This window comes from Lyngbya confervoides BDU141951 (genome assembly GCF_000817775.3).
In the GTDB taxonomy this organism is placed as follows: Bacteria; Cyanobacteriota; Cyanobacteriia; order Thermosynechococcales; family Thermosynechococcaceae; genus Lyngbya; species Lyngbya confervoides.
Genome location: NZ_JTHE03000088.1, coordinates 110,512 through 129,606, shown reverse-complemented (window position 1 = coordinate 129,606; position 19,095 = coordinate 110,512). Strand labels below are relative to the sequence as shown.

The following is a 19,095-nucleotide window of genomic DNA, read 5'->3' as shown; positions in this document are numbered from 1 at the left end:
TTACAATGCAACGGGTTCGCAGAGCTTATCCCGAACTTCAAGCTCCTGCTGAACCATCGTGGCGATCGCCTGAATCAAAATGGATTGGGGAGCATATCCTTCCTGATGCAACCGCAGCCACTGCTGGGCCTGGTTCCCCTCTCTCAGAATTTCTAGAATGGGTGATAGAAAGCAGCTATAGCCCTTTGTTTTGGCTAGGGGCCAAACCTGATCGTAGAGATCCTGAATCCAGTCCCGAGCAAGGATGGGTTGGCCACTCTGCCAGTGAATAAGCTCTGCCTCAAGGCTATGGCGGGCCACCTGCGCTTCATTTTGATCGGCTAGACTGGCAAGCTGGAAGCCGTCGTAGCCTAACCCATTGGCCAGCAGGGGATCTAAGTCTGGATTGTCCAGGATCATCTGAATTCGAGCCTCCAGCAGCGCAGTGATGGCCAGCAAATGAATCGGACTGGCGACTAGATCACAGATGCGGAGCTCTAGGCGATTGAGATCGTAGGGACGCTGGTTGCCATTGGGACGGACTGAACTCCAGAGATGACGAACATTCTGCATGGATCCTGAGGCGAGCTGAGCATTGGTCCAGTCAATGAAGTGCTGATGACTTTCAAAGAGGGGGACTTGCTCAGGGGTTTTGGGAAAGGAGGCCCATCGCGTCGAGTGATATCCCGTTGCCCCACCGTCTAAGAAGGGAGAAGACGCACTCAATGCGAGCAGGAGCGGGGCTTCCATCCGCACCAAGCGGCAAGCTCGCATCAGGATCTCTGGGTCCTCAATGCCGATGTTGATGTGTACGCTGGCCGTGACCACGCGAGTGCCATAGGTGGACTCGATATAACTGTGGTAGGGATGGGTCGGATCTGATCGATAAAACTGACGGGAGTCTCCAAGCGATAGGGTGCTGCCCGGAATAATGGAGTAATCTCCCAGACCGCGCAGGTAGTGGCGCAACCTCATGCGCGGCGTTACCAGATCGCACAGCGCCTGGGCGTAGTGTCGGGTGGGAGCGGTTACGTATTCAACGTTACGGCTATCGGGCTCCTTAACAAATCCCGCTAAATCCTGGCTAATGAAGTGAGAAAGCCCAACGATTTTGCCGAGGGGCGTCCCGGTATAAACTTCGACCTCAAATCCTTTTAAAAGCATGGTCAATAGACCTCCAACATGAACTTTGGCACGGTGGTTGACCATGCAATTACAGGCTTTATTTTATTCTGGCATGCTTTTGCGAGGAATCTACATTCGGGAATACCGCACCCAATGGCGGATAATGCCATGTTAGATAGTTGACAATGCTGTGCAAGTCTTATGTCCGCCTCTGATACCTTTGGGATTGCTCTTGTGGGAACCGGTTTCGGTCAAAAGGTTCACCTCCCTGCCATTGGCGATACCCGGCAGGGATCGGTCGTTGCGGTTTATCATCGGCACCGAGCCCAAGCCGAGGCGATCGCCGCCCAACATCAAATCCCCCACGCCAGCGATCGCCTGGAGGAGATCCTCGCCCTTCCTGCTGTTCAAGGCGTTAGCCTTTCGACTCCGCCTTTTCTTCACTATGAGATGGCCCGCAAGGTGCTCAATGCCAAGAAGCATTTGTTTCTGGAGAAACCCATGACCCTGGAGCTGAATGAGGCCAAGGCGCTTTACACCCTCGCCCAGCATCAGCAGGTCACTGCAGCCCTCAATTTTGAGTTTCGCTTTGTGCCGGCTTGGATGCAGCTGAAGGCCTATCTTGATCAAGGCTATGTGGGTCATTTGAGGCTGATTCACATCAACTGGCTGGTTCCCGGACGGGCCGATGCTCAGCGGCCTTGGTCCTGGCATGCCTGTGCGGCCATGGGGGGAGGCTCCTTGGGTGCCCTTGGCTCCCATAGCTTTGACTACATCCACTGGCTGTTTGGCCCTGTAAAATCCCTGAGTGCAAGGCTCTCTACCACAGTGCCCCAGCGTCCTGACCCCCAGACCGGATCCCTCAAAACCGTTGATGCCGAGGATACCTGTACACTCATCCTGTCTCTAGAGGACGGACCCGTCTGTCAGGTAAACATCAGCGCCACCACCTACGCAGGGCGCGGCCATTGGGTGGAAATCTATGGCGATCGCGGCACCTTGCGCCTGGGATCCGACAACCTCCAGGACTATGTCCACGGCTTCCAACTGTGGGGATGCCAGCAGGATGCGCCCCTGCAGGTCTTGCCGGTTGATTCGCGGTTTGAGTTTGCCACAACCCACACCGATGGCCGCATTGCTCCGGTTTCTCGCGTGTTTCAGGCTTGGATTGATGCCGCCATCCAGGGGCAGCCTCTCATTCCAGGACTCCGGGAGGGAGTTTATAGTCAGATGCTCATGGACCGGGCTCGGCAAGCAGATGCAACCTCATCCTGGGTGGAGGTGCCAGCCCTGGCGGCGATCCTCTAGGGACGTGGACCGAGGCTTCGCGCCAGCGCCCTGTGGGTGGCGCGGACGGGACGCGGCCTCAAAACTTTCGATGCAAAGTCAGTGGCCAAAGCTTAGAATAACTCTTATAGATATGTAAAATTTTGTAATCTTTTTCTGCATCTCCTTTACCTGAGCCACCTCCATGACCCCAGTGACCTCCCTTTTTGCCCCGGTTGAAGATGATCTCAAGCTGCTGGTCGATAACCTCAAAGCCCTGATTGGGGCCCGTCATCCGGTTTTGTACGCAGCCGCTGAACATCTGTTTCAAGCGGGGGGGAAGCGGGTCCGTCCGGCGATTGTGTTTCTTCTTTCTCGGGCGGTTCTGCGCACGCCAGACCTCCCCGAGACTCACCGCCGTCTGGCAGAAATCACGGAGATGATTCACACGGCTAGCCTGTTCCATGATGATGTGGTGGATGAAGCGGCCCTGCGGCGGGGGTTGCCAACGGTGCATAGCCTGTTCGGGAATCGGGTGGCCATTCAGGCGGGGGATTTTTTGTTTGCGCAGGCCTCTTGGTATCTGGCGAATTTAAACAACTTAGAGGTGGTTAAACTGCTGTCTGAGGTGATTAAGGACTTTGCGGAAGGCGAAATTCAGCAGGAGATGAATTGCTTTGATACCCAGTTTACGCTTGAGGAATATTTAGAAAAATCCTACTACAAAACCGCATCCTTGCTGGCCAATAGCGCTAAGGCGGTGGGCGTGCTGTGCGAGAGTCCTGTCCACTGGCAGCAGCATTTCTACGACTACGGCAAGGCCCTCGGCTTGGCCTTCCAAATTGTGGACGATATTCTTGATTTCACCAGCTCCGCCGATGACTTGGGCAAACCCGCTTGCTCCGATCTCAGGGGCGGAAACCTAACCGCTCCTACCCTCTATGCCATGGAGGAGAAGCCCTACTTGCGCGAGTTAATTGATCGCGAGCTTAAGGAACCTGGTGATTTAGAGGAGGCGATCGCTTTGGTGCATAACAGTCAAGGGATTGCGCGATCGCGCCAGCTAGCCGAAAGCTATGCCCACCGCGCCCTACAACAGCTTGATGTCCTGCCCGACTCCGCGGCCAAGCAAGCCTTGATTGACCTGACGGACTACACCCTCAAGCGGTTATATTAAGGGTGCTTGACTGCTCTATCTTGCGTTTGCATGGCCAATTCTGACTCCCAGCCTCCCGATTCTCCTGGCCGCTGGTCCCGCCTTTGGGCGGCTCAAAAGGAAAATATCTGGACCCTTGCGATCGCGTTGATCCTGGCCTATTTGGTTAAAGCCTTTGTGGCAGAATCGCGCTACATCCCCTCGGTCTCCATGGTTCCCACCCTCTATCCAGGGGATAGAATTGTGGTGGAAAAGCTATCCTATGACTTCCGCCCTCCCGGATCCGGGGATATTGTGGTTTTTCGCCCTCCCGATCAACTTCAGTCCATTGGCTACGGCGCAGACCAAGCCTTTATTAAACGAATCATTGCCACTTCCGGCCAGAGGGTTTCAGTCTCCGCAGGGCAGGTGTGGGTGGACGGTCAGCCCATTTCAGAACCCTACATTGCCGCACCACCCAACTATGAGATGTCTGAAGTGGTTGTTCCCGAAGGCGCTTTGTTTGTGATGGGGGACAACCGCAATAACAGCAACGATTCTCATATTTGGGGCTTTCTGCCTGAGGCCAACATCATTGGCAGAGCTAATTTTCGCTTTTGGCCCCCCGGAGCCGCTGGGCAAATTTCTGACCCCATGCAGGGGGCAATAAGTATGGCAAAATGAGAGTTCCATCTGATTGGTTGGAGTTCAGATCCGTTTCTGGTCGCTCTGCCGGTCCCCCTCCCTCTGTTTGATTTAGCTTAATTCAGTCATTGCGTAAATTATCGTGAGTTCTACATCCTCTGTTACCCGTCGTCCTGTGTTCCCGTTTACGGCCATTGTGGGTCAGGAAGAGATGAAGTTAGCCCTGATGCTCAATGTCATTGATCCAAGAATTGGCGGGGTCATGATTATGGGCGATCGCGGCACCGGGAAGTCCACCACGATCCGCGCCCTAGCAGACCTGTTGCCGGAAATTCCCGTGGTGAAGGATGACCCCTTTAACAGCCACCCCAGCGATCCTGAACTGATGAGTGACGATGTGAAACAGCGGGTGTCGGCGGGACAACCTGTTTCCACCGGCACGATGCAGGTGCCAATGGTGGACTTACCCCTGGGGGCTACTGAGGATCGGGTCTGTGGCACCATTGATATAGAAAAAGCCCTCGCAGAAGGGGTGAAAGCCTTTGAACCAGGGCTGTTGGCTAAGGCAAATCGCGGCATTCTCTACGTGGATGAGGTCAATCTCCTGGATGATCATCTGGTGGATGTGCTCCTTGATTCAGCCGCTTCTGGCTGGAATACCGTGGAACGGGAGGGAATCTCAATTCGTCACCCGGCCAGGTTTGTGTTGGTGGGATCTGGAAACCCAGAGGAGGGAGAACTGCGACCGCAGCTGCTAGACCGATTTGGGATGCATGCCGAGATTCGCACCGTTAAAGAGCCGAGTCTGCGGGTCAAAATTGTGGAGGAGCGATCTCTGTTTGATCAAGACCCCCAGCATTTCAACGACGTGCATCAAGCGGAACAGCAACAGCTCCAGGCTCGTCTGGTAACCGCTCAACAAACCCTGAACCAGGTCACCATTGAACCTGAATTGCGCGTGCAGATCTCCCAGGTGTGCGCTGAGCTAGATGTGGACGGTCTGCGGGGAGATATTGTTTCCAATCGGGCCGCCAAAGCCCTCGCAGCCTTTGAAGGACGCACCGAAGTCACCGTTGAGGATATTCGTCGCGTCATTACGCTGTGCCTGCGCCATCGCCTGCGTAAGGACCCCCTGGAGTCCATTGACTCTGGGTATAAGGTCATGAAAGTGTTTAACCAGGTGTTTGGACTCGAAGATGAGTCGGAGCTTGAGTCCGTCAATCAGAAGCAGCCGGTGGGGGGGCGCCGCTAGGGGATTTTGTGGGAAAGCAATTCTATAGTTGTAGAAAATACTCTAAAAATGGGTATATTTTTAGGCAATAGATTGACGGGGGAGACCCACCTCAGACTCATTTAAGACAAGCTTATCTTGAGCTCCCGGCCGCCTCTGGCTAAGGGAAAGGAGATCTGAGGAAAATTCGCGAGAATGGCGCAGGCAATGACCCTATTTGCATCGGATTTGGCGTAGGGTTGAATTTCTATTCGATTAGAGATATTCTTTGCGGTGTTTACTGTTCAGAATGCAACTGGGTCTTCTGACATCAAGTTCTTAGATCAACACCGAGTGGCTGGGGTAAAGAGGCAAAATGAAGGGTGCGACAGGTTTAGCAAAAAACACGCCAGATCAAGAGTTTGAGTCCTTAAAGCAAAGATGCAACGTTTTATTTCTGGTTGAGCTGATCTCAGCGCTGTCCTCCATCGGCGGCACGATTGCAGCAATCGTTTGGAATCAGGTGGCCTTTGCGGCTTCGCCGTTAACCCTGTCGGTGTGCCTCAATTTGTATAGTCGGGCCTTGCATGATCGACTGACCATGCATACGGCGACCGCTGATTTAATCGAGGCCCAGCGCCAGTATGCCTCCAAGCTGCAAAGTATGAGAAGCGAGTTCCTGGGGGCAGAGCTGTTGGATGAAGAAGGATCTGAGAATTTTGAACGGGGCGAGCGTTTCCAGGAGCTGGCGTCGAAGGTGCAACAGCTTGAGTCTTTTCTGGAAATACAGGGCAGCGATTTTTATTCCCAAGGGGGAGCCTTGAACCAGGAGGTGGGCATCCTCAGAAATCATCAGCTAGAAATGGCTGAAACCATTGAAGGCCTGACGCAGCGATTAGAGGGCCAGGCGGCCCCGAGCGCGGTACAAACTGAACTTCAAGAAGATGTGGCGCGCCTGAGCGCCGCTATCTATGAACTTGAGCAGCGCGTTGTCCAGTCCAATGTAGGACCAGAAGCCACGGAGTTCTCCCAGTCCCTTGATCTCCAGGCGGAGATGGGGGCGCTGTTGCATCCGCTCCAGGATCAAGTTGTTGCCCTGGAACATCGGCTGAACGAACTCTCCCACTCTGCCTCGGAACCTCAGCCCAGTTCCTACGATGAGCAAGCCGTTCAAGCCAGGATTGAATCTTTTGTCACGCCTCTACAGTCCCAGCTTTCAGATTTAGAAAATCGGTTGGGTGAGATGGCCGCGACTCCTGCCCCTGAGGCTCAGGATGGGGGTGCAGCAGAGTTACTAGTGCAGCTGCAAACCGATGTTTCTACGCTTCAGGAGGCTTTGGATCAGTCCCTGCACCAAATTTCCACGGAAGTTACCCATTTACAAGGCGCTATCCAGGACTCTCATCAGCAGCTTGATGAGATCCACCACCGTTTAGATGCGGTGCAAAAGCTGGCCCAAGAGACCTCCCAGGCGGCCAATCCAGATGCTACTCAGGCGCGTATTGATGCTGCGAATGCCTCTGTGCGTGAACAGTACGAGGCGATTGCAGGCAAGCTCGGTGAGCTGAACACGATTCAAGATCGGCTAAATCAGCTCCAAGAGGCGACCCAGGCCTCAGCGAATGCCCTCAGCCGAGAGGGCCTACAGGCCGAGCTAGACGCTGTCAATCGTCCGATATACGACCAGCTTGCCGCGCTGCAAGCTCAGGCTGAGCAGTCCTCTGCAGACCTGCAGCCAGAAATTCAACGGGCCATGGGGCCGCTACAGGGACATCTGGAGAGTCTAGATCATCGGATGACTCAGCTTTCTGAACAAAGTCAAGATCGGGCCACCCAAGACCAGCTGCATGGTGTTCAACAGCAGATCCAGGCTCTGGAGGCACGGCTCACAGGGCTCTCCTCCCAAGCGCCGGAGCAGGCAGAGCAGATCAACCAGCTTCAGGGGCAAATTGCCACGCTGCAATCTCGGGTTGAGACGGTGGCCCAGCAGGTTTCTGGGGACCTCTCAAGAATTCCGCAATTGGTTGAGCAGCAGGTGGAACAAAGGGTGTCAGGCCTCGAAGGTCAGCTGGGAGCTTCTCTACCTGAAAATCCCCAGGATGAGCTAGATGAGGTGCTGCGAACGCTGAACTTCTAGCGCGACCCGATCACTCCTGTGGAGGTTCGACTCAGCATTTACAAAATATTTCTCCTGCTGTAGCGGGGCTAGGGCAGGAGCGCTTCTAGGGTGGAGGTAAAGCTAGGGTAGGAAATGGCGGCTGATTCTGCGCCGTGAATCTCGGTGGTTCCCTGGGCGACTAAGGCCGCAATGGCCAGACTCATGGCAATCCGATGATCGCCAAAACTGTCCACCACGGCTCCCTGAAGACCTTTTGCGCCGGTAATTTCCAGACCATCGGGGCGCTCTTGGACCGCCGCCCCCATGGCTTGAAGCTGGCTGGCCATGGCCTGAATGCGATCGCTCTCCTTGACTCGCAGCTCCTCGGCATCTTTGATGAGGGTGGTGCCCTGGGCGCAGGCTGCGGCGATGGCCAGAATAGGCACCTCGTCAATGAGGCGTGGAATCAGGCCTCCTGAAAGAACGCAGGCCTTGAGGGGCCGATAGCGCACCCGCAAATCGGCCACGGGCTCCCCGGCTACCTCCCGCTCATTAATCCGGGTGATGTCGGCATCCATCAGCGCGAGGGCGTCGAGAACCCCGGTGCGGGTTGGATTAACGCCTACATTCTCAATCACCAGATCAGATCCGGGTAAAATGGCCCCGGCCACCAGCCAAAAAGCAGCTGAGCTGATGTCTCCGGGGACCACCACTGGTTGTCCTGTCAGTTTTGCTGGGCCTGTTACCGTGGCGCTAATCGTCTCCGGATCCACCGTGATCTGAGCGCCAAAGGCCTGGAGCATCCGCTCGGAATGATCGCGCGATAGGGCCGGTTCAGAGACGGTGGTTTGGCCTTCGCACATCAGTCCTGCCAGCAGCAGGCAGGATTTCACCTGGGCCGAGGCAATGGGAGAGTGGTAGTGAAAAGGATGGAGGGCTTGTCCCTTGACCGCCAACGGGGCCAGGGTGTTGCCTTGACGTCCCCAAATCTGAGCGCCCATTTCAACAAGAGGCGCAATCACCCGACCCATGGGGCGCGATCGCAGCGAAGCATCCCCGGTGACCATAAATAGCCGATCGCGGTGGGAGGCCAAAACGCCTAGCATTAGACGCATGGTGGTGCCGGAATTGCCAGCATCTAGAATCGTATCGGGTTCCCACAGCTTCCCCAGACCAATTCCCTGAACGGTCACCCGCTCCGTATTCAGGGGAGAGATTTTCGCGCCCAGGGCGCGAAAACAAGCTGCGGTGCTGCGAGGATCCTCCCCCAACAGCAGCCCCTCGATAGTGGTTTCGCCCTCTGCCAAGGCTCCGAGCATGAGGGCGCGATGAGAAATAGATTTATCGCCGGGTACCCTCACGGTTCCCCTGAGAACTGGATCCTTGGGCGTCAAGGTCCAGAGAGTCTTCCCTGGCTGGTCAGGGGCGTGGGACAATTGCAGCATTTAACCTACACAGCGGCACAACCAGAAGTTATCGTAGCCTGTTTTCTGGACCCTGGATGGCTGAAGTAGCCCTGACCAGGGATGGCTAGCGCGGAGAAATTTGACGCTCTATCACCAGGGTGAGGCTTTCCCATTCGCCGCGATCGCTGTAGCGTCGAATGAGTCGCTGGCGCAATCCGGGCTCAATCCACCAGCCCGCCTCCAGGAAAAAGGGAACGCCCGACTGGATTTCTAGCGGACCAAGGGAAGACCCACCCCCCGGCAACATCAGCAGCCGCAGCGGTTGCGGACCGGAAGTAAACTCAATGGCACAGGGATGGATCTGGCCGGTGGTTTCCATCTTGTAATCTGCAAACTGCATGCGTTGCTGCACCTGATCTCCCCTTTGGATGACTTGCAGATCAGTGGCATAGCGATCCGGGTTTCGGCCATCGGCATAGGAGGTGTGAGCCTCGCCTTGCCAGTGCCCGAGCAGTTTTTCCAGAGTGAGCGGCGGAGAGGGGGGGCAATCGGCTCGGGTTTCGCAGATTAGGGTGAGGTGAGTGAGCTGCGATCCCGTGGCGTATTGTGGCACCAAGCGCAGTCGGCGATCGCCCCAGATCATAGATAGCTCCGCGCCAAAGCGACTCACCTTCGAATATTGCAGGGTTCCCTGAGAAAAGGCCCCCTGCTCTAGAAAGGGCACCTGCCGCCCTGGTCCTGGGTAGGAGAATTGAAGATTGATCACCGATGCGGGTTGATGGTTAGGAAAACGCTTCAAGCAAAGGTCAACCCGTTGCTGATTCTCGGATAGCGTCAAGCTCAGCTGGCTGGGGGTTTCCTGCAAAAGGGTGCCATCAGGAGAAAATTGGGCAAAGGATCCGGTCCAGAGGCCAAGGTTTTGCAATAGGCCCCTCCACTGGGTAGTCATCGCTGTACTTCTATCGGTGTACTTCTAAGGTGCAGGTGTACTCGTCCTTACTGTATCGAACCTGCATTACTGTATCGAAATCGAACCTGCATTGTCTTGAAACCCGATCGCCTCTGGTTTGGGCCTCCCCGGTCTAGGTCCCTATGACCGGGCATGAACCCTGGCGCCATGCCTCGACGGGATCTCCGAGGGAGTGCTGATCCCTGCGGGAACGAGACAGCCTTGGCTGAGGAACGTTGCTGACCGGGGGGAGTTGTCTGCTGGGGAGAGGCGTTTGTCGGGGAGAGTAATAAGTATTTTCAATGAGTTTTCTCCTTCCCACAAGCTACGCTAGGAACGCTTTTTTCACTCTTCGCACTCACTCGCAAAGGGCTCAAAGGCTTACTCAGTCGCTGATCGACAGGTCTCTGAAATACCCATTGCGGCGCTTTTCTGCGCGTTTGGCCATAGATTCAAGAAAGTTTACGTTGTACCCGTTCGGTGATAGGTTTGTTAATGGCGAATTTGTGAATTGTGTTACTTTTCTAGCCGCAATTCGATCATCACTATTGAAGTAGGCGCGAGCATGGTCACCACCGCAGAGAAAACAAATATTGGCTACATTTCGCAGGTTATTGGTCCAGTTGTAGATATTGAATTTCCTGGCGGTAAGATGCCGCGGATTTACAACGCTTTGACTGTGACAGGCACGAATCCAGCCGGCGCAGAAGTTTCCGTAACCTGTGAAGTCCAACAGCTCTTGGGCGACAATCAAGTTCGGGCTGTTTCCATGAGTTCCACCGACGGTCTTGTCCGCGGGATGGAAGCCGTCGATACAGGCGCACCCATTAACGTTCCGGTTGGCAAGGCTACCTTGGGACGAATTTTTAACGTTCTGGGTGAGCCTGTGGATCAACGGGGAGAGGTGAACAACAGTGAAACCTTCCCCATTCATCGCCCTGCTCCTAAGCTGACAGAACTCGAAACCAAGCCCTCGGTCTTTGAAACAGGCATTAAGGTGATCGATCTCCTCACGCCCTATCGTCGAGGTGGCAAGATTGGATTATTTGGGGGCGCCGGGGTTGGCAAAACCGTAATCATGATGGAGCTGATCAACAATATTGCCCTCAAGCATGGCGGTGTATCCGTCTTTGGAGGGGTTGGTGAGCGGACCCGTGAGGGGAATGACCTCTACAACGAAATGATTGAATCTGGGGTAATCAATCCTGAAAACCTCAATGAGTCAAAGATTGCTCTGGTTTACGGCCAGATGAATGAGCCCCCCGGAGCGAGAATGCGGGTTGGATTGACCGCCCTGACGATGGCGGAATATTTCCGGGATGTGAATAAGCAGGATGTCCTTCTGTTTATTGATAATATCTTCCGATTTGTACAGGCGGGGTCTGAGGTGTCCGCCCTTCTGGGTCGGATGCCTTCTGCGGTGGGATATCAGCCTACCCTGGGGACGGACGTGGGGGATTTACAGGAGCGGATTACTTCCACCACCGAAGGATCGATTACCTCCATTCAGGCGGTTTATGTTCCAGCGGATGACCTGACCGACCCTGCGCCAGCTACCACCTTTGCTCACTTGGATGGAACGACGGTACTGTCTCGGGGACTAGCGGCTAAGGGAATTTATCCCGCTGTGGATCCCCTAGATTCTGCTTCAACCATGCTGCAGCCGGGTATTGTTTCTGCGGATCACTACGACACGGCTCGTGCTGTTCAGTCGACCCTGCAGCGCTACAAAGAGCTACAGGACATCATTGCAATTCTGGGTCTGGATGAACTGTCCGAGGATGATCGGCTGGTGGTGGCTCGTGCCCGTAAGATTGAGCGATTTTTGTCGCAGCCCTTCTTTGTGGCGGAGGTGTTTACGGGGTCTCCTGGGAAGTACGTTTCTTTGGAAGATACCATCAATGGCTTTAAGCGCATTTTGTCCGGTGAACTTGACAGCTTGCCGGAGCAAGCCTTCTACCTGGTCGGTGGCATTGATGAAGCCATTGCTAAGGCTGAAAAAATGAAAGCTGACAGTTAATTCTGGCCGACCCAGCGCCGATCGGTGCTGGGTCGGGTTAATTTTATTGAGACAATCTTGCATATCGATCCGACAATTCTGAAGGAATTTGCGGTTTGGAGAGAAACTATGACGTTATCGGTTCGTGTAATTGCACCGGACAAGACGGTTTGGGATGCCACGGCTGAGGAGGTAATTCTTCCCAGTACCACAGGTCAGTTAGGTATTTTGACAGGCCACACTCCCTTGCTCACTGCCCTGGAAATTGGGGTAATGCGCGTCCGCATGAATAATGACTGGACCGCGATCGCACTGATGGGTGGATTTGCAGAGGTGGAAGCAGACGAGGTCACCGTTCTTGTGAACGGTGGTGAAGTGGGAAACGCCATTGATCGCGAGGCGGCCCGCAGCGCCTTTGGCGATGCACAAGCTGCCCTCCAAAAGGCGGAACAGGGTGAAGACAAGCAGCGGCGCTACCAAGCCCTTCAAGACTTTAAAAAAGCTCGGGCGAAGTTACAGGCTTCTGGAGAAGTTGTTCAGATTTAGCGCTAGAGGTTCTAGCCATTGTGGTTTGACGGGACCCTGATTCAGTAGTGAATTAGGGTCTTTTATTGGGCAGATTTTATTGGGCAGATTCGTTTCGCCAAAGCTAGGGTTGTGATGGAAACGTTAACCTTGGCTGCTGCGTGGATTGTGGGATGCCGTTCAGAGTAGCCTTGATACCGTTCTGCTGACTTAAATTCCAATGTTTGAAATTCTATTGATGCCTTATTAATGATATGGATCGTGATTTAGTTTTTAAAGAATTAGCCATTGTCCTGGCGGTGGAAAGTCAAGAGTCAAGGGCGATTACCCCTGATTTTCTGGCCCAAAGCGGAATTAGTCGCAAAGGCTGGGAGTTAGCCACTAAACCGCTGCTGTCGGATCGCGGGGCGTTGATTCGCTACAAAAATGGGTTTGCGATCGCCTCTAGTCCGAAGCAGTTTCAAATTGTCCAACCCTTTGACGGGACTCCCGTGAACGTACTGGCCCCTAAGATGGCCCTTCGTTACTGTGAAATTCTCAGTGGTGTTGACTACCGGGCGGTGGGCGTCAACTTCCGCAGTTTTTTAAGCTTTAGTGGCCAGGAGGAAGCCGCGCGGCAATATATCCTGGGGTTACTTAATTCCAACCGCCTGAGTACAAAGCCCTACCAGGCTAGCCTGAACTTGAGCTATGCCTTTGAGCGCAACACGCTGAACCTAACCATCCAGGACGCTGTAGTGACGGAGCCAGACGGCACTGCGGTTCCTGGAATTGTCTTTACCGGAAACTGTGAAACTAGATTCCAACCGGAATCGGGTCAGCCCCCCATAGACCTGCTGCACCAGGCCTTGAACGCTTGGGAAACCGACTTTGCCAAGTACACCACTCTGGTAACTGAGATTATTCGCAATCCTTAACTCCCTGAGGTTCTATGCTCCCTCGCACGGGGCACTCAAGCGGGACAACCTACGGGGCAGGGGTGAGCTTGGGTGCCCAGATCAGGTTGTCCCCCGCAAGCCCTGGCGAAGGTCGGCACGGCTTTGGGCTGCTTTTCTCTCGCAGTTATATGGAGATTAAGCCGAACCAGGATAAGACAACCGCAAGTACCCCTATCAAGAGCAGCGTTGCGCCCGTGTAGGTGATTACGGCCCCAATGCGGCGAATATTCTCAGGGGGTAGCCCGCCTCCCAGTTCGCGATTGGCAGAAAAGTCGTTCCCCATGGCCTGAAGCTGTTGCAGATGGTTGCGATCGTAGCGAGCCATACGCTCGAAGGGAATCGCCCCCACGCTATGCTGGGCAATCACCCGGCGACGCTGATAGGGAACGGTGTTTTCCCCAAAGGTGTTGAGGTATTCCTCGGTGTTAAGCAGCTCATTCACAAAGCCCTCCAGTCCCCGAGTGGCCAATACAATGGACCAGGCTAATTTCTCCCGTTCATCTTCCACATCTCGCCCGAGCACCCGCTGGATGCACATCTGCACAAAGCGATAGTTGTTGTTGCTTTCGTAGTTGAAGGTGCGAAAGTGAGGGGAGATCAGCAAGCCCCGAATAAAATCGCGCACTGTAATGGTTCCATTCCGCAGCTGAGATTCCAGCGGCCGAATTCGGCTGCTCACGGTGAAGTGCTGCGCATTGAAAATTTGGCGATAGGCCGCTTCAATCAGAGCGTCATATCCTTCGCTCTGCTGCAGATAATCGGTGGAAAACTGCCTGGGAGCTTCGTCTCCAGAAATCTCATAGCTGGCGACCCGGTAGTTTCTAGAGGTCGTTGGGAATTCAAGTAATGGAAGTACCATATTCAATACCTACTGGTTAACCCCATCTGAGTTGGACAATTCTAAGCGTAAGTGATTATACTTACGATTTTTTTCAAGGTAATGAACTGTAATAATGAGGTTGATGTTCAACCTTTTTTGCCCTCGCGGAGCATGGGTCCCCGACCTGGGCGAGGGCGATCTGGGGGATCAATTTTTCTCTGGGATGGGTAAATTAAGCTTGGACCTCCTTCCCTAGCAATTCCTGTGCTGAAATCTATCCTTTCCTTTTCCCTGGCTGGTTTTTGTATTCTTTCTGGCAGCCTCGTTCGAGCTGAGTCCTGGCAAGATTGGGTCCAGCAGCATCCCACCTACGACTCACCGGCTGCCCCGCCATCGACTTCTCCCCAGATTCCGGGGGCACCTGCTGAGGTTCGACCTGTAGACCCCTCCGCTCCCGACCCAGTTTCGGGGAATCGTGGGGCTGCCCCTCCTGTGCTGAGCACTCATAATCCGCTGTTCGAGCAGCAGTTTCTGGCGGGGTGTGAAACTAGTAATCTCCCCTCCTCCTATTGCCAATGTGCCCTCCGAGAGGTCCAAAATACCTTTACCTTTCAGGAGTTACTGGTTATGAGCCAGGGAATGAAGAACCGCAGGGGCGAAATTCCTCCGGAACTAATGACGGTGGCCCTGAGGTGTTTTCAGGGGCAGTGAGCAATTGTAGAACCGTCCCGATTCATCGGACTCGGTCTGTACAAACAAGTTAAACTGAAACAGTTAGCGCGTTTTACCCACAAGTTGTGATTCAGTTATAGCTATGAGTGATATTCAAGAAAAAATTTCCCAGGAAATAGAATCTGCCCGAGAAGTCTGTAGCGCAGATGGTTCAGATTCCCAAGCCTGTGCTGCGGCCTGGGATGCTGTTGAGGAATTGCAAGCTGAAGCGTCCCACCAACGTCAAAAGGCAGAAGAGGAAAAGACGTCCCTGGATAACTATTGTGCGGACAATCCCGATGCCGTTGAGTGCAGAATTTATGAAGACTAGGGTGACGTTGGGCTCACTTGAGCGCAAGGGCGTTATTTGAGCCAGATTGACTCAGGTTTGAGCTCTAAGGCCAAATCTAAATTTCTAAAACAGGATCGAATGGGGCAAGAGCGTGGGGCTATTGGTGGCCCACGCTCTTTTTTCCGGGAATTTTACCGGTGTCTTGCGATTACAAGCCGAAGCGCCAGTGATTGGACGAAGGACCGAGGCGGGGGTAAACGCGATCGCAGATCCGGTCTGGTCCCGCTGAGTCTGGTGACTGCTGAAGGCTGGGAGAAAGTCAAGCTTTGCTTTGGGGTCATTAAAAATTAAGATAAAACCAATCAAAGGGCTTTTTCGGGTCTGCTGCTTCATTAACTCACCTTAAATTTTCGCTTCACCATGTCTAGTAAACATCCCATTATTGCTGTTACCGGGTCTTCGGGTGCGGGAACCTCTACGGTTAAACGCGCCTTTGAACATATTTTTATTCGCGAAGGCATTACCCCAGTGGTGGTGGAGGGAGACAGCTATCATAGGTATAACCGCGTTGAAATGCGTCAAATGATGGCTCAGGCCTCCTCTGAGGGCAAGAACTTTAGCCACTTTGGCGTAGAGGCCAATATTCTCGATAAATTAGAGATTCTCTTTAAGGAGTATGGCGAAACTGGAACAGGCCAAAAACGCTACTATTTGCACAATGGTGAGGAAGCCGAGCACCACAACGAACGCCTGGGGACCGACTGCAAATCCGGTGAATTTACTCCTTGGGAACCGCTAGATGCCAACAGCGATATTCTCTTTTACGAAGGGTTGCATGGTGGTCTGGTCACCAAAGAGATTGATGTGGCCCAGTATGTCGACCTTCTGGTTGGGGTGGTGCCGATTGTAAATCTAGAGTGGATTCAAAAAATCTCTCGAGATAATGCGGAGCGGGGCTACAGTCCTGAGGCCATTGTTGATACTATTCTGCGCCGCATGCCCGACTATGTGAACTATATTACTCCGCAGTTTTCTCGCACCCATATTAACTTTCAGCGCGTTTCCACTGTCGATACCTCTAATCCCTTTATTGCTCGCGATATTCCAACGGCGGATGAAAGCTTTGTCATCATTCATATTAATCGCTGCTTTCGAGATCGCTTTCATATCGACTTTCCCTACCTGCTTAGTATGATTTCAGGGTCCTTCATGTCCCGTCACACAACGCTGGTTGTTCCGGGCGGCAAGATGGGGTTTGCCATGGAAATTATCCTCTCGCCCCTGATTGAGCAGATGGTGGAGGAAGCGAGGAATCTCAAGTCGGCCTGATCAGTTGCGATTTTCTGAGCAGCATCCTTTCTCTTTTGGGGCAGCAGGGATGCTGCGACCTGCTACCCCTGAAGGCCAGAGGGAAAGAACCTGGGGCAGGGGCATGCATGGCACAGGATTTGAGATGAGGGCCGTGCTGCCCGAATCTCTGGGGTTTGAGGATGCACCGTGATCGGGGCTGCGGGGGTGCCCTAGCGAAACAGGGCAGTGGTGCTGTTAATGGAGATCCCCGTATTCACCATGGCGATCAACTCCGATTGTCCCCTGTGTTCCCAGTAAATCAGTGTGGTGGTGGAGTCCTGTTCCGTCCGATAGTCTGCTGCTGTTCCATGGAGCACAAGCTTATCTTCGCCGACCTGAAAATCTAAGATGGCGGCAAAATCCTGAGGACCATTGGCGGCGTAGAAGGCGGTGTGGGGATTACCTAACATAAATTTGTCCTTGCCGCCCTGACCAATGAGAACATCGTGCTCAAAGCGGCCGGCTTTGGAGTGGCTGGTCCCCAGAATCCTATCGTTTCCGCCGCCGCCGTTGAGCCAATCATCGTCGGCACCTCCCACGAGTTGATCGTTCCCCGCTTGCCCCATCAGTGAATCTCTGCCCATGCCCCCCTTCAAGATATCGTTTCCAGATCCCGCCACGAGGCTATCGTTGCCTTGATTTCCCGCCAGGTAGTCATTGCCTGAACCTCCTATTAAGCGGTCGTTTCCGGGGCCACCCATGAGAGTGTCGTCGCCTTCCTCTCCTTTAATTAGATCAGATCCACCATGGCCGTAGAGCCTATCGTTGCCAAAATATCCCCGCAGGCTATCATCGCCTTGATAGCCGAGGATTACGTCATCCCCAAGGCCACCGCGCAGCTCGTCATTGCTCTGGGTTCCCGACTGTTGCAGGGTAAACACATTCTCCTGCACAATGGGGGAGTTGGTATTCCGGCGGATAATATCCGCAAAACTTGTGCCCTCAATGACTTTAATTTCTGCTGGAGTGAGACTATTTTTGTAGTAGAAGCGATCGCCATTGCGCAGTCGCGTAAACTGATCTTGCAAAACCGTGGCAATGGTTTCTCCCACACTGCCTCCTGGCACTGGATCTTCGGCAAATAGACCGACAACGGCATCGATGTTGTCCACGCTTCCGTAGATCTGTGCTAATTTTTCCTGTTGATTGAGGTCTTGGGTCATTTGCGCAAAGTTTGCGACTCGATTCAGGCCAAAGGCCGCGCGCACCGAGTTGTAGTCCGCAAGGCCATGATCACGCCCCCGCTGAATATTGAGTGCCATTAAGTCCTGGGCCGCGAGTTGGCCGCCAAAGCTAAAGAGTAAGTTACGCAGCTCATGGATGACCTGATTGTCTACCGCCTGGGCCAGGGTGGAAACGCTACCCCGTAAGACGGGTTCAATTCCAGTGGTTTGTAAGACCTCCGCGTTGGGAAAGAAGGCCGCTGCCAGGTTGACATTGCCTTCGGGAATGACGGCCCCTTGGCCATCTAGGCGGGCAATCTCTGGACTGACCATGGTGTGACCAAAGCGAAAAGCGGCGGTGGAAAAGGTGCGGCTAATTCCGGGATGAACGCTGGGATCGTAACCCCGATACTCCGGTAAGGGACGTCCTAGGAGCAGAGGAATATAGTCGTCAAAGACAATCTTTTGCAGCTGTGCAATGTTGATCTGCCGAGCCCGCTGAAAAAGCTGTTCCTCGGACCAGTCGCTGTGGATGTCCTGGAGCTCAGCGGCAAGGCGATTGTGCTCTCTCACCAGCAGCGTATGCATAGAGGAGAGCACTATGTTCTCATTGGCTCGCACATCCCCCGCTAAAAACAATTGGGTGGAGGGACCGGGGTTATCGTTATTCTGGCCTAGATCAAGGGGGAGCAAATTCCCGGCGCTGACCTTCATCTGGCCATCGCGGAAACTGCGCAGGAGGGCCAAACGCTCTGGCGATGAACCGTAGATGTTTGAGCCGTCTATCCAGGCCGTGACTCGATTCGGGATCTGGCGAGGATTGCCTAGGTCGGTGCTGGTGCCGGCCAAAAACTCGGAGCGATGGAAGCGAATCCATTGGTTGCCCTGCCCCTGGGGGTCGAGGTAAGGATCTCCCACGGGCACCCTGATATCAAAGGTTTCAGCCCCGCCTTCTGCGTTACTTTGCCCTGGCGTCAGGTCCAGGTCGTGGTCTAGAAACTGCCCCATAGCCCACACCAGATTGGTGAGGCCCCGCGGGTCGGGACGCGGCTGGTCTTGCTGCGCGACCTGGTTGCTAATGTCCCTGGCTCCAGGGCGATCGCTGCCGGCTGGCGTCGCAATGCCATCCCCATAGTCGAGAGGCGCAAGATTGAGGATCTGGCTATCTCGACTGCCCCATTGCGGCTGTTCAAGATTATTGTTCTGGCCATCGAGGGAATGGCTGAGCAGGGGGCCTTCCGCGAAGGGGTCGAAGGCTAGCAAACGATTAGGCATACTTGTGACCGGGTCCTTGATATCTAACGATGCTTCCCCCGCATCTGTTGAGATATCAGCAGGCAACCCTTCCCCGCGAACCTATCGGGTAGGCGTGATCTCCTGCATAGAAAAATCTCGCATCAGTAAACCAAGCATAGCCTGCCTCCTGATTCCAATGGCAAGCCTCTGAAACAGTTTTTTATTTTAGAACAAGCCAGTCGCAAAAG

The 19,095-nt window shown here is 54.1% G+C and carries 17 protein-coding genes; 11 read left to right on the top strand and 6 right to left on the bottom strand.

The window, feature by feature from the left end; translation table 11 throughout:
• Entirely contained in the window at positions 1–1,143 is a 1,143-nt protein-coding gene (gene gshA / locus QQ91_RS15330) for a glutamate--cysteine ligase (RefSeq protein WP_166275883.1), read from the bottom strand.
• A gap of 162 nt (positions 1,144–1,305) precedes the next feature.
• On the opposite strand from gshA, the gene QQ91_RS15325 reads away from it, so the two are divergent.
• The 5 genes from QQ91_RS15325 to QQ91_RS15305 all read left to right on the top strand — a co-directional run bounded on the left by QQ91_RS15325 (position 1,306) and on the right by QQ91_RS15305 (position 7,497).
• Positions 1,306–2,412, top strand: coding sequence for a Gfo/Idh/MocA family protein (locus QQ91_RS15325; RefSeq protein ID WP_166275881.1), 1,107 nt, complete (start codon positions 1,306–1,308; stop codon positions 2,410–2,412).
• A 163-nt stretch (positions 2,413–2,575) separates the two neighbouring features.
• A complete protein-coding gene (gene sds / locus QQ91_RS15320) occupies positions 2,576–3,547 on the top strand; it encodes a solanesyl diphosphate synthase (RefSeq protein WP_166275879.1) in 972 nt (323 codons plus the stop codon).
• 30 nt (positions 3,548–3,577) lie between these two features.
• Positions 3,578–4,189, top strand: a complete 612-nt coding sequence (lepB, locus tag QQ91_RS15315; RefSeq protein ID WP_166275877.1) for a signal peptidase I — start codon at positions 3,578–3,580, stop codon at positions 4,187–4,189.
• 103 nt (positions 4,190–4,292) lie between these two features.
• Positions 4,293–5,402, top strand: coding sequence for a magnesium chelatase ATPase subunit I (bchI, locus tag QQ91_RS15310; protein ID WP_166275876.1), 1,110 nt, complete (start codon positions 4,293–4,295; stop codon positions 5,400–5,402).
• 334 nt (positions 5,403–5,736) lie between these two features.
• Positions 5,737–7,497 (top strand): coiled-coil domain-containing protein, encoded by a 1,761-nt coding sequence (locus QQ91_RS15305; protein ID WP_166275874.1) that lies wholly within the window; start codon positions 5,737–5,739, stop codon positions 7,495–7,497.
• Positions 7,498–7,565: 68 nt separating this feature from the next.
• Here the strand turns inward: QQ91_RS15305 and aroA are convergent, their stop codons facing one another.
• Positions 7,566–8,903, bottom strand: coding sequence for a 3-phosphoshikimate 1-carboxyvinyltransferase (gene aroA, locus QQ91_RS15300; protein ID WP_166275872.1), 1,338 nt, complete (start codon positions 8,901–8,903; stop codon positions 7,566–7,568).
• 85 nt (positions 8,904–8,988) lie between these two features.
• Complete coding sequence (locus QQ91_RS15295; protein ID WP_166275870.1) at positions 8,989–9,813, bottom strand: DUF3598 family protein; 825 nt, start codon at positions 9,811–9,813, stop codon at positions 8,989–8,991.
• 565 nt (positions 9,814–10,378) lie between these two features.
• Here QQ91_RS15295 and atpD point away from each other — a divergent pair.
• The 3 genes from atpD (at position 10,379) to QQ91_RS15280 (ending at position 13,254) form a co-directional block, all read left to right on the top strand.
• On the top strand, positions 10,379–11,833 hold the full coding sequence (gene atpD, locus QQ91_RS15290) for a F0F1 ATP synthase subunit beta (protein WP_166275868.1): 1,455 nt from the start codon (positions 10,379–10,381) through the stop codon (positions 11,831–11,833).
• 108 nt (positions 11,834–11,941) lie between these two features.
• Positions 11,942–12,358, top strand: coding sequence for an ATP synthase F1 subunit epsilon (gene atpC, locus QQ91_RS15285; protein ID WP_166275866.1), 417 nt, complete (start codon positions 11,942–11,944; stop codon positions 12,356–12,358).
• Between the two features lie 233 nt (positions 12,359–12,591).
• Complete coding sequence (locus QQ91_RS15280) at positions 12,592–13,254, top strand: hypothetical protein (RefSeq protein ID WP_166275864.1); 663 nt, start codon at positions 12,592–12,594, stop codon at positions 13,252–13,254.
• 145 nt (positions 13,255–13,399) lie between these two features.
• Here the strand turns inward: QQ91_RS15280 and QQ91_RS15275 are convergent, their stop codons facing one another.
• Positions 13,400–14,134 (bottom strand): phycobilisome rod-core linker polypeptide, encoded by a 735-nt coding sequence (locus QQ91_RS15275; RefSeq protein WP_166275862.1) that lies wholly within the window; start codon positions 14,132–14,134, stop codon positions 13,400–13,402.
• A 225-nt stretch (positions 14,135–14,359) separates the two neighbouring features.
• Here QQ91_RS15275 and QQ91_RS15270 point away from each other — a divergent pair, with 225 nt between their 5' ends.
• Both QQ91_RS15270 and QQ91_RS15265 read left to right on the top strand, forming a co-directional pair.
• Entirely contained in the window at positions 14,360–14,806 is a 447-nt protein-coding gene (locus tag QQ91_RS15270) for a hypothetical protein (protein WP_166275860.1), read from the top strand.
• Between the two features lie 103 nt (positions 14,807–14,909).
• Positions 14,910–15,137 (top strand): Calvin cycle protein CP12, encoded by a 228-nt coding sequence (locus tag QQ91_RS15265; RefSeq protein ID WP_166275858.1) that lies wholly within the window; start codon positions 14,910–14,912, stop codon positions 15,135–15,137.
• 84 nt (positions 15,138–15,221) lie between these two features.
• On the opposite strand, the gene QQ91_RS15260 is transcribed toward QQ91_RS15265, so the two are convergent.
• A complete protein-coding gene (locus tag QQ91_RS15260; RefSeq protein ID WP_166275856.1) occupies positions 15,222–15,491 on the bottom strand; it encodes a hypothetical protein in 270 nt (89 codons plus the stop codon).
• Positions 15,492–15,518: 27 nt separating this feature from the next.
• Here QQ91_RS15260 and QQ91_RS15255 point away from each other — a divergent pair, with 27 nt between their 5' ends.
• Positions 15,519–16,427, top strand: a complete 909-nt coding sequence (locus QQ91_RS15255; protein ID WP_166275854.1) for a phosphoribulokinase — start codon at positions 15,519–15,521, stop codon at positions 16,425–16,427.
• A gap of 191 nt (positions 16,428–16,618) precedes the next feature.
• Here QQ91_RS15255 and QQ91_RS15250 read toward each other — a convergent pair whose 3' ends face one another.
• Positions 16,619–18,886: a peroxidase family protein gene (locus QQ91_RS15250; protein ID WP_166275852.1), complete on the bottom strand. Its 2,268-nt coding sequence runs from the start codon at positions 18,884–18,886 to the stop codon at positions 16,619–16,621.
• Positions 18,887–19,095: the final 209 nt, after the last annotated feature.

Bases quoted from the DNA above. Each gene is read 5' to 3' on its own strand.
- gshA (WP_166275883.1), bottom strand. From the start codon at position 1,143: ATGCTTTTAAAAGGATTTGAGGTCGAAGTTTATACCGGGACGCCCCTC.
- sds (WP_166275879.1), top strand. From the start codon at position 2,576: ATGACCCCAGTGACCTCCCTTTTTGCCCCGGTTGAAGATGATCTCAAG.
- QQ91_RS15260 (WP_166275856.1), bottom strand. From the start codon at position 15,491: ATGAAGCAGCAGACCCGAAAAAGCCCTTTGATTGGTTTTATCTTAATT.
- QQ91_RS15255 (WP_166275854.1), top strand. From the start codon at position 15,519: ATGTCTAGTAAACATCCCATTATTGCTGTTACCGGGTCTTCGGGTGCG.
- QQ91_RS15295 (WP_166275870.1), bottom strand. From the start codon at position 9,813: ATGACTACCCAGTGGAGGGGCCTATTGCAAAACCTTGGCCTCTGGACC.
- lepB (WP_166275877.1), top strand. From the start codon at position 3,578: ATGGCCAATTCTGACTCCCAGCCTCCCGATTCTCCTGGCCGCTGGTCC.
- QQ91_RS15265 (WP_166275858.1), top strand. From the start codon at position 14,910: ATGAGTGATATTCAAGAAAAAATTTCCCAGGAAATAGAATCTGCCCGA.
- QQ91_RS15250 (WP_166275852.1), bottom strand. From the start codon at position 18,886: ATGCCTAATCGTTTGCTAGCCTTCGACCCCTTCGCGGAAGGCCCCCTG.
- aroA (WP_166275872.1), bottom strand. From the start codon at position 8,903: ATGCTGCAATTGTCCCACGCCCCTGACCAGCCAGGGAAGACTCTCTGG.
- QQ91_RS15305 (WP_166275874.1), top strand. From the start codon at position 5,737: ATGAAGGGTGCGACAGGTTTAGCAAAAAACACGCCAGATCAAGAGTTT.
- QQ91_RS15325 (WP_166275881.1), top strand. From the start codon at position 1,306: ATGTCCGCCTCTGATACCTTTGGGATTGCTCTTGTGGGAACCGGTTTC.
- atpD (WP_166275868.1), top strand. From the start codon at position 10,379: ATGGTCACCACCGCAGAGAAAACAAATATTGGCTACATTTCGCAGGTT.
- QQ91_RS15275 (WP_166275862.1), bottom strand. From the start codon at position 14,134: ATGGTACTTCCATTACTTGAATTCCCAACGACCTCTAGAAACTACCGG.
- atpC (WP_166275866.1), top strand. From the start codon at position 11,942: ATGACGTTATCGGTTCGTGTAATTGCACCGGACAAGACGGTTTGGGAT.
- QQ91_RS15280 (WP_166275864.1), top strand. From the start codon at position 12,592: ATGGATCGTGATTTAGTTTTTAAAGAATTAGCCATTGTCCTGGCGGTG.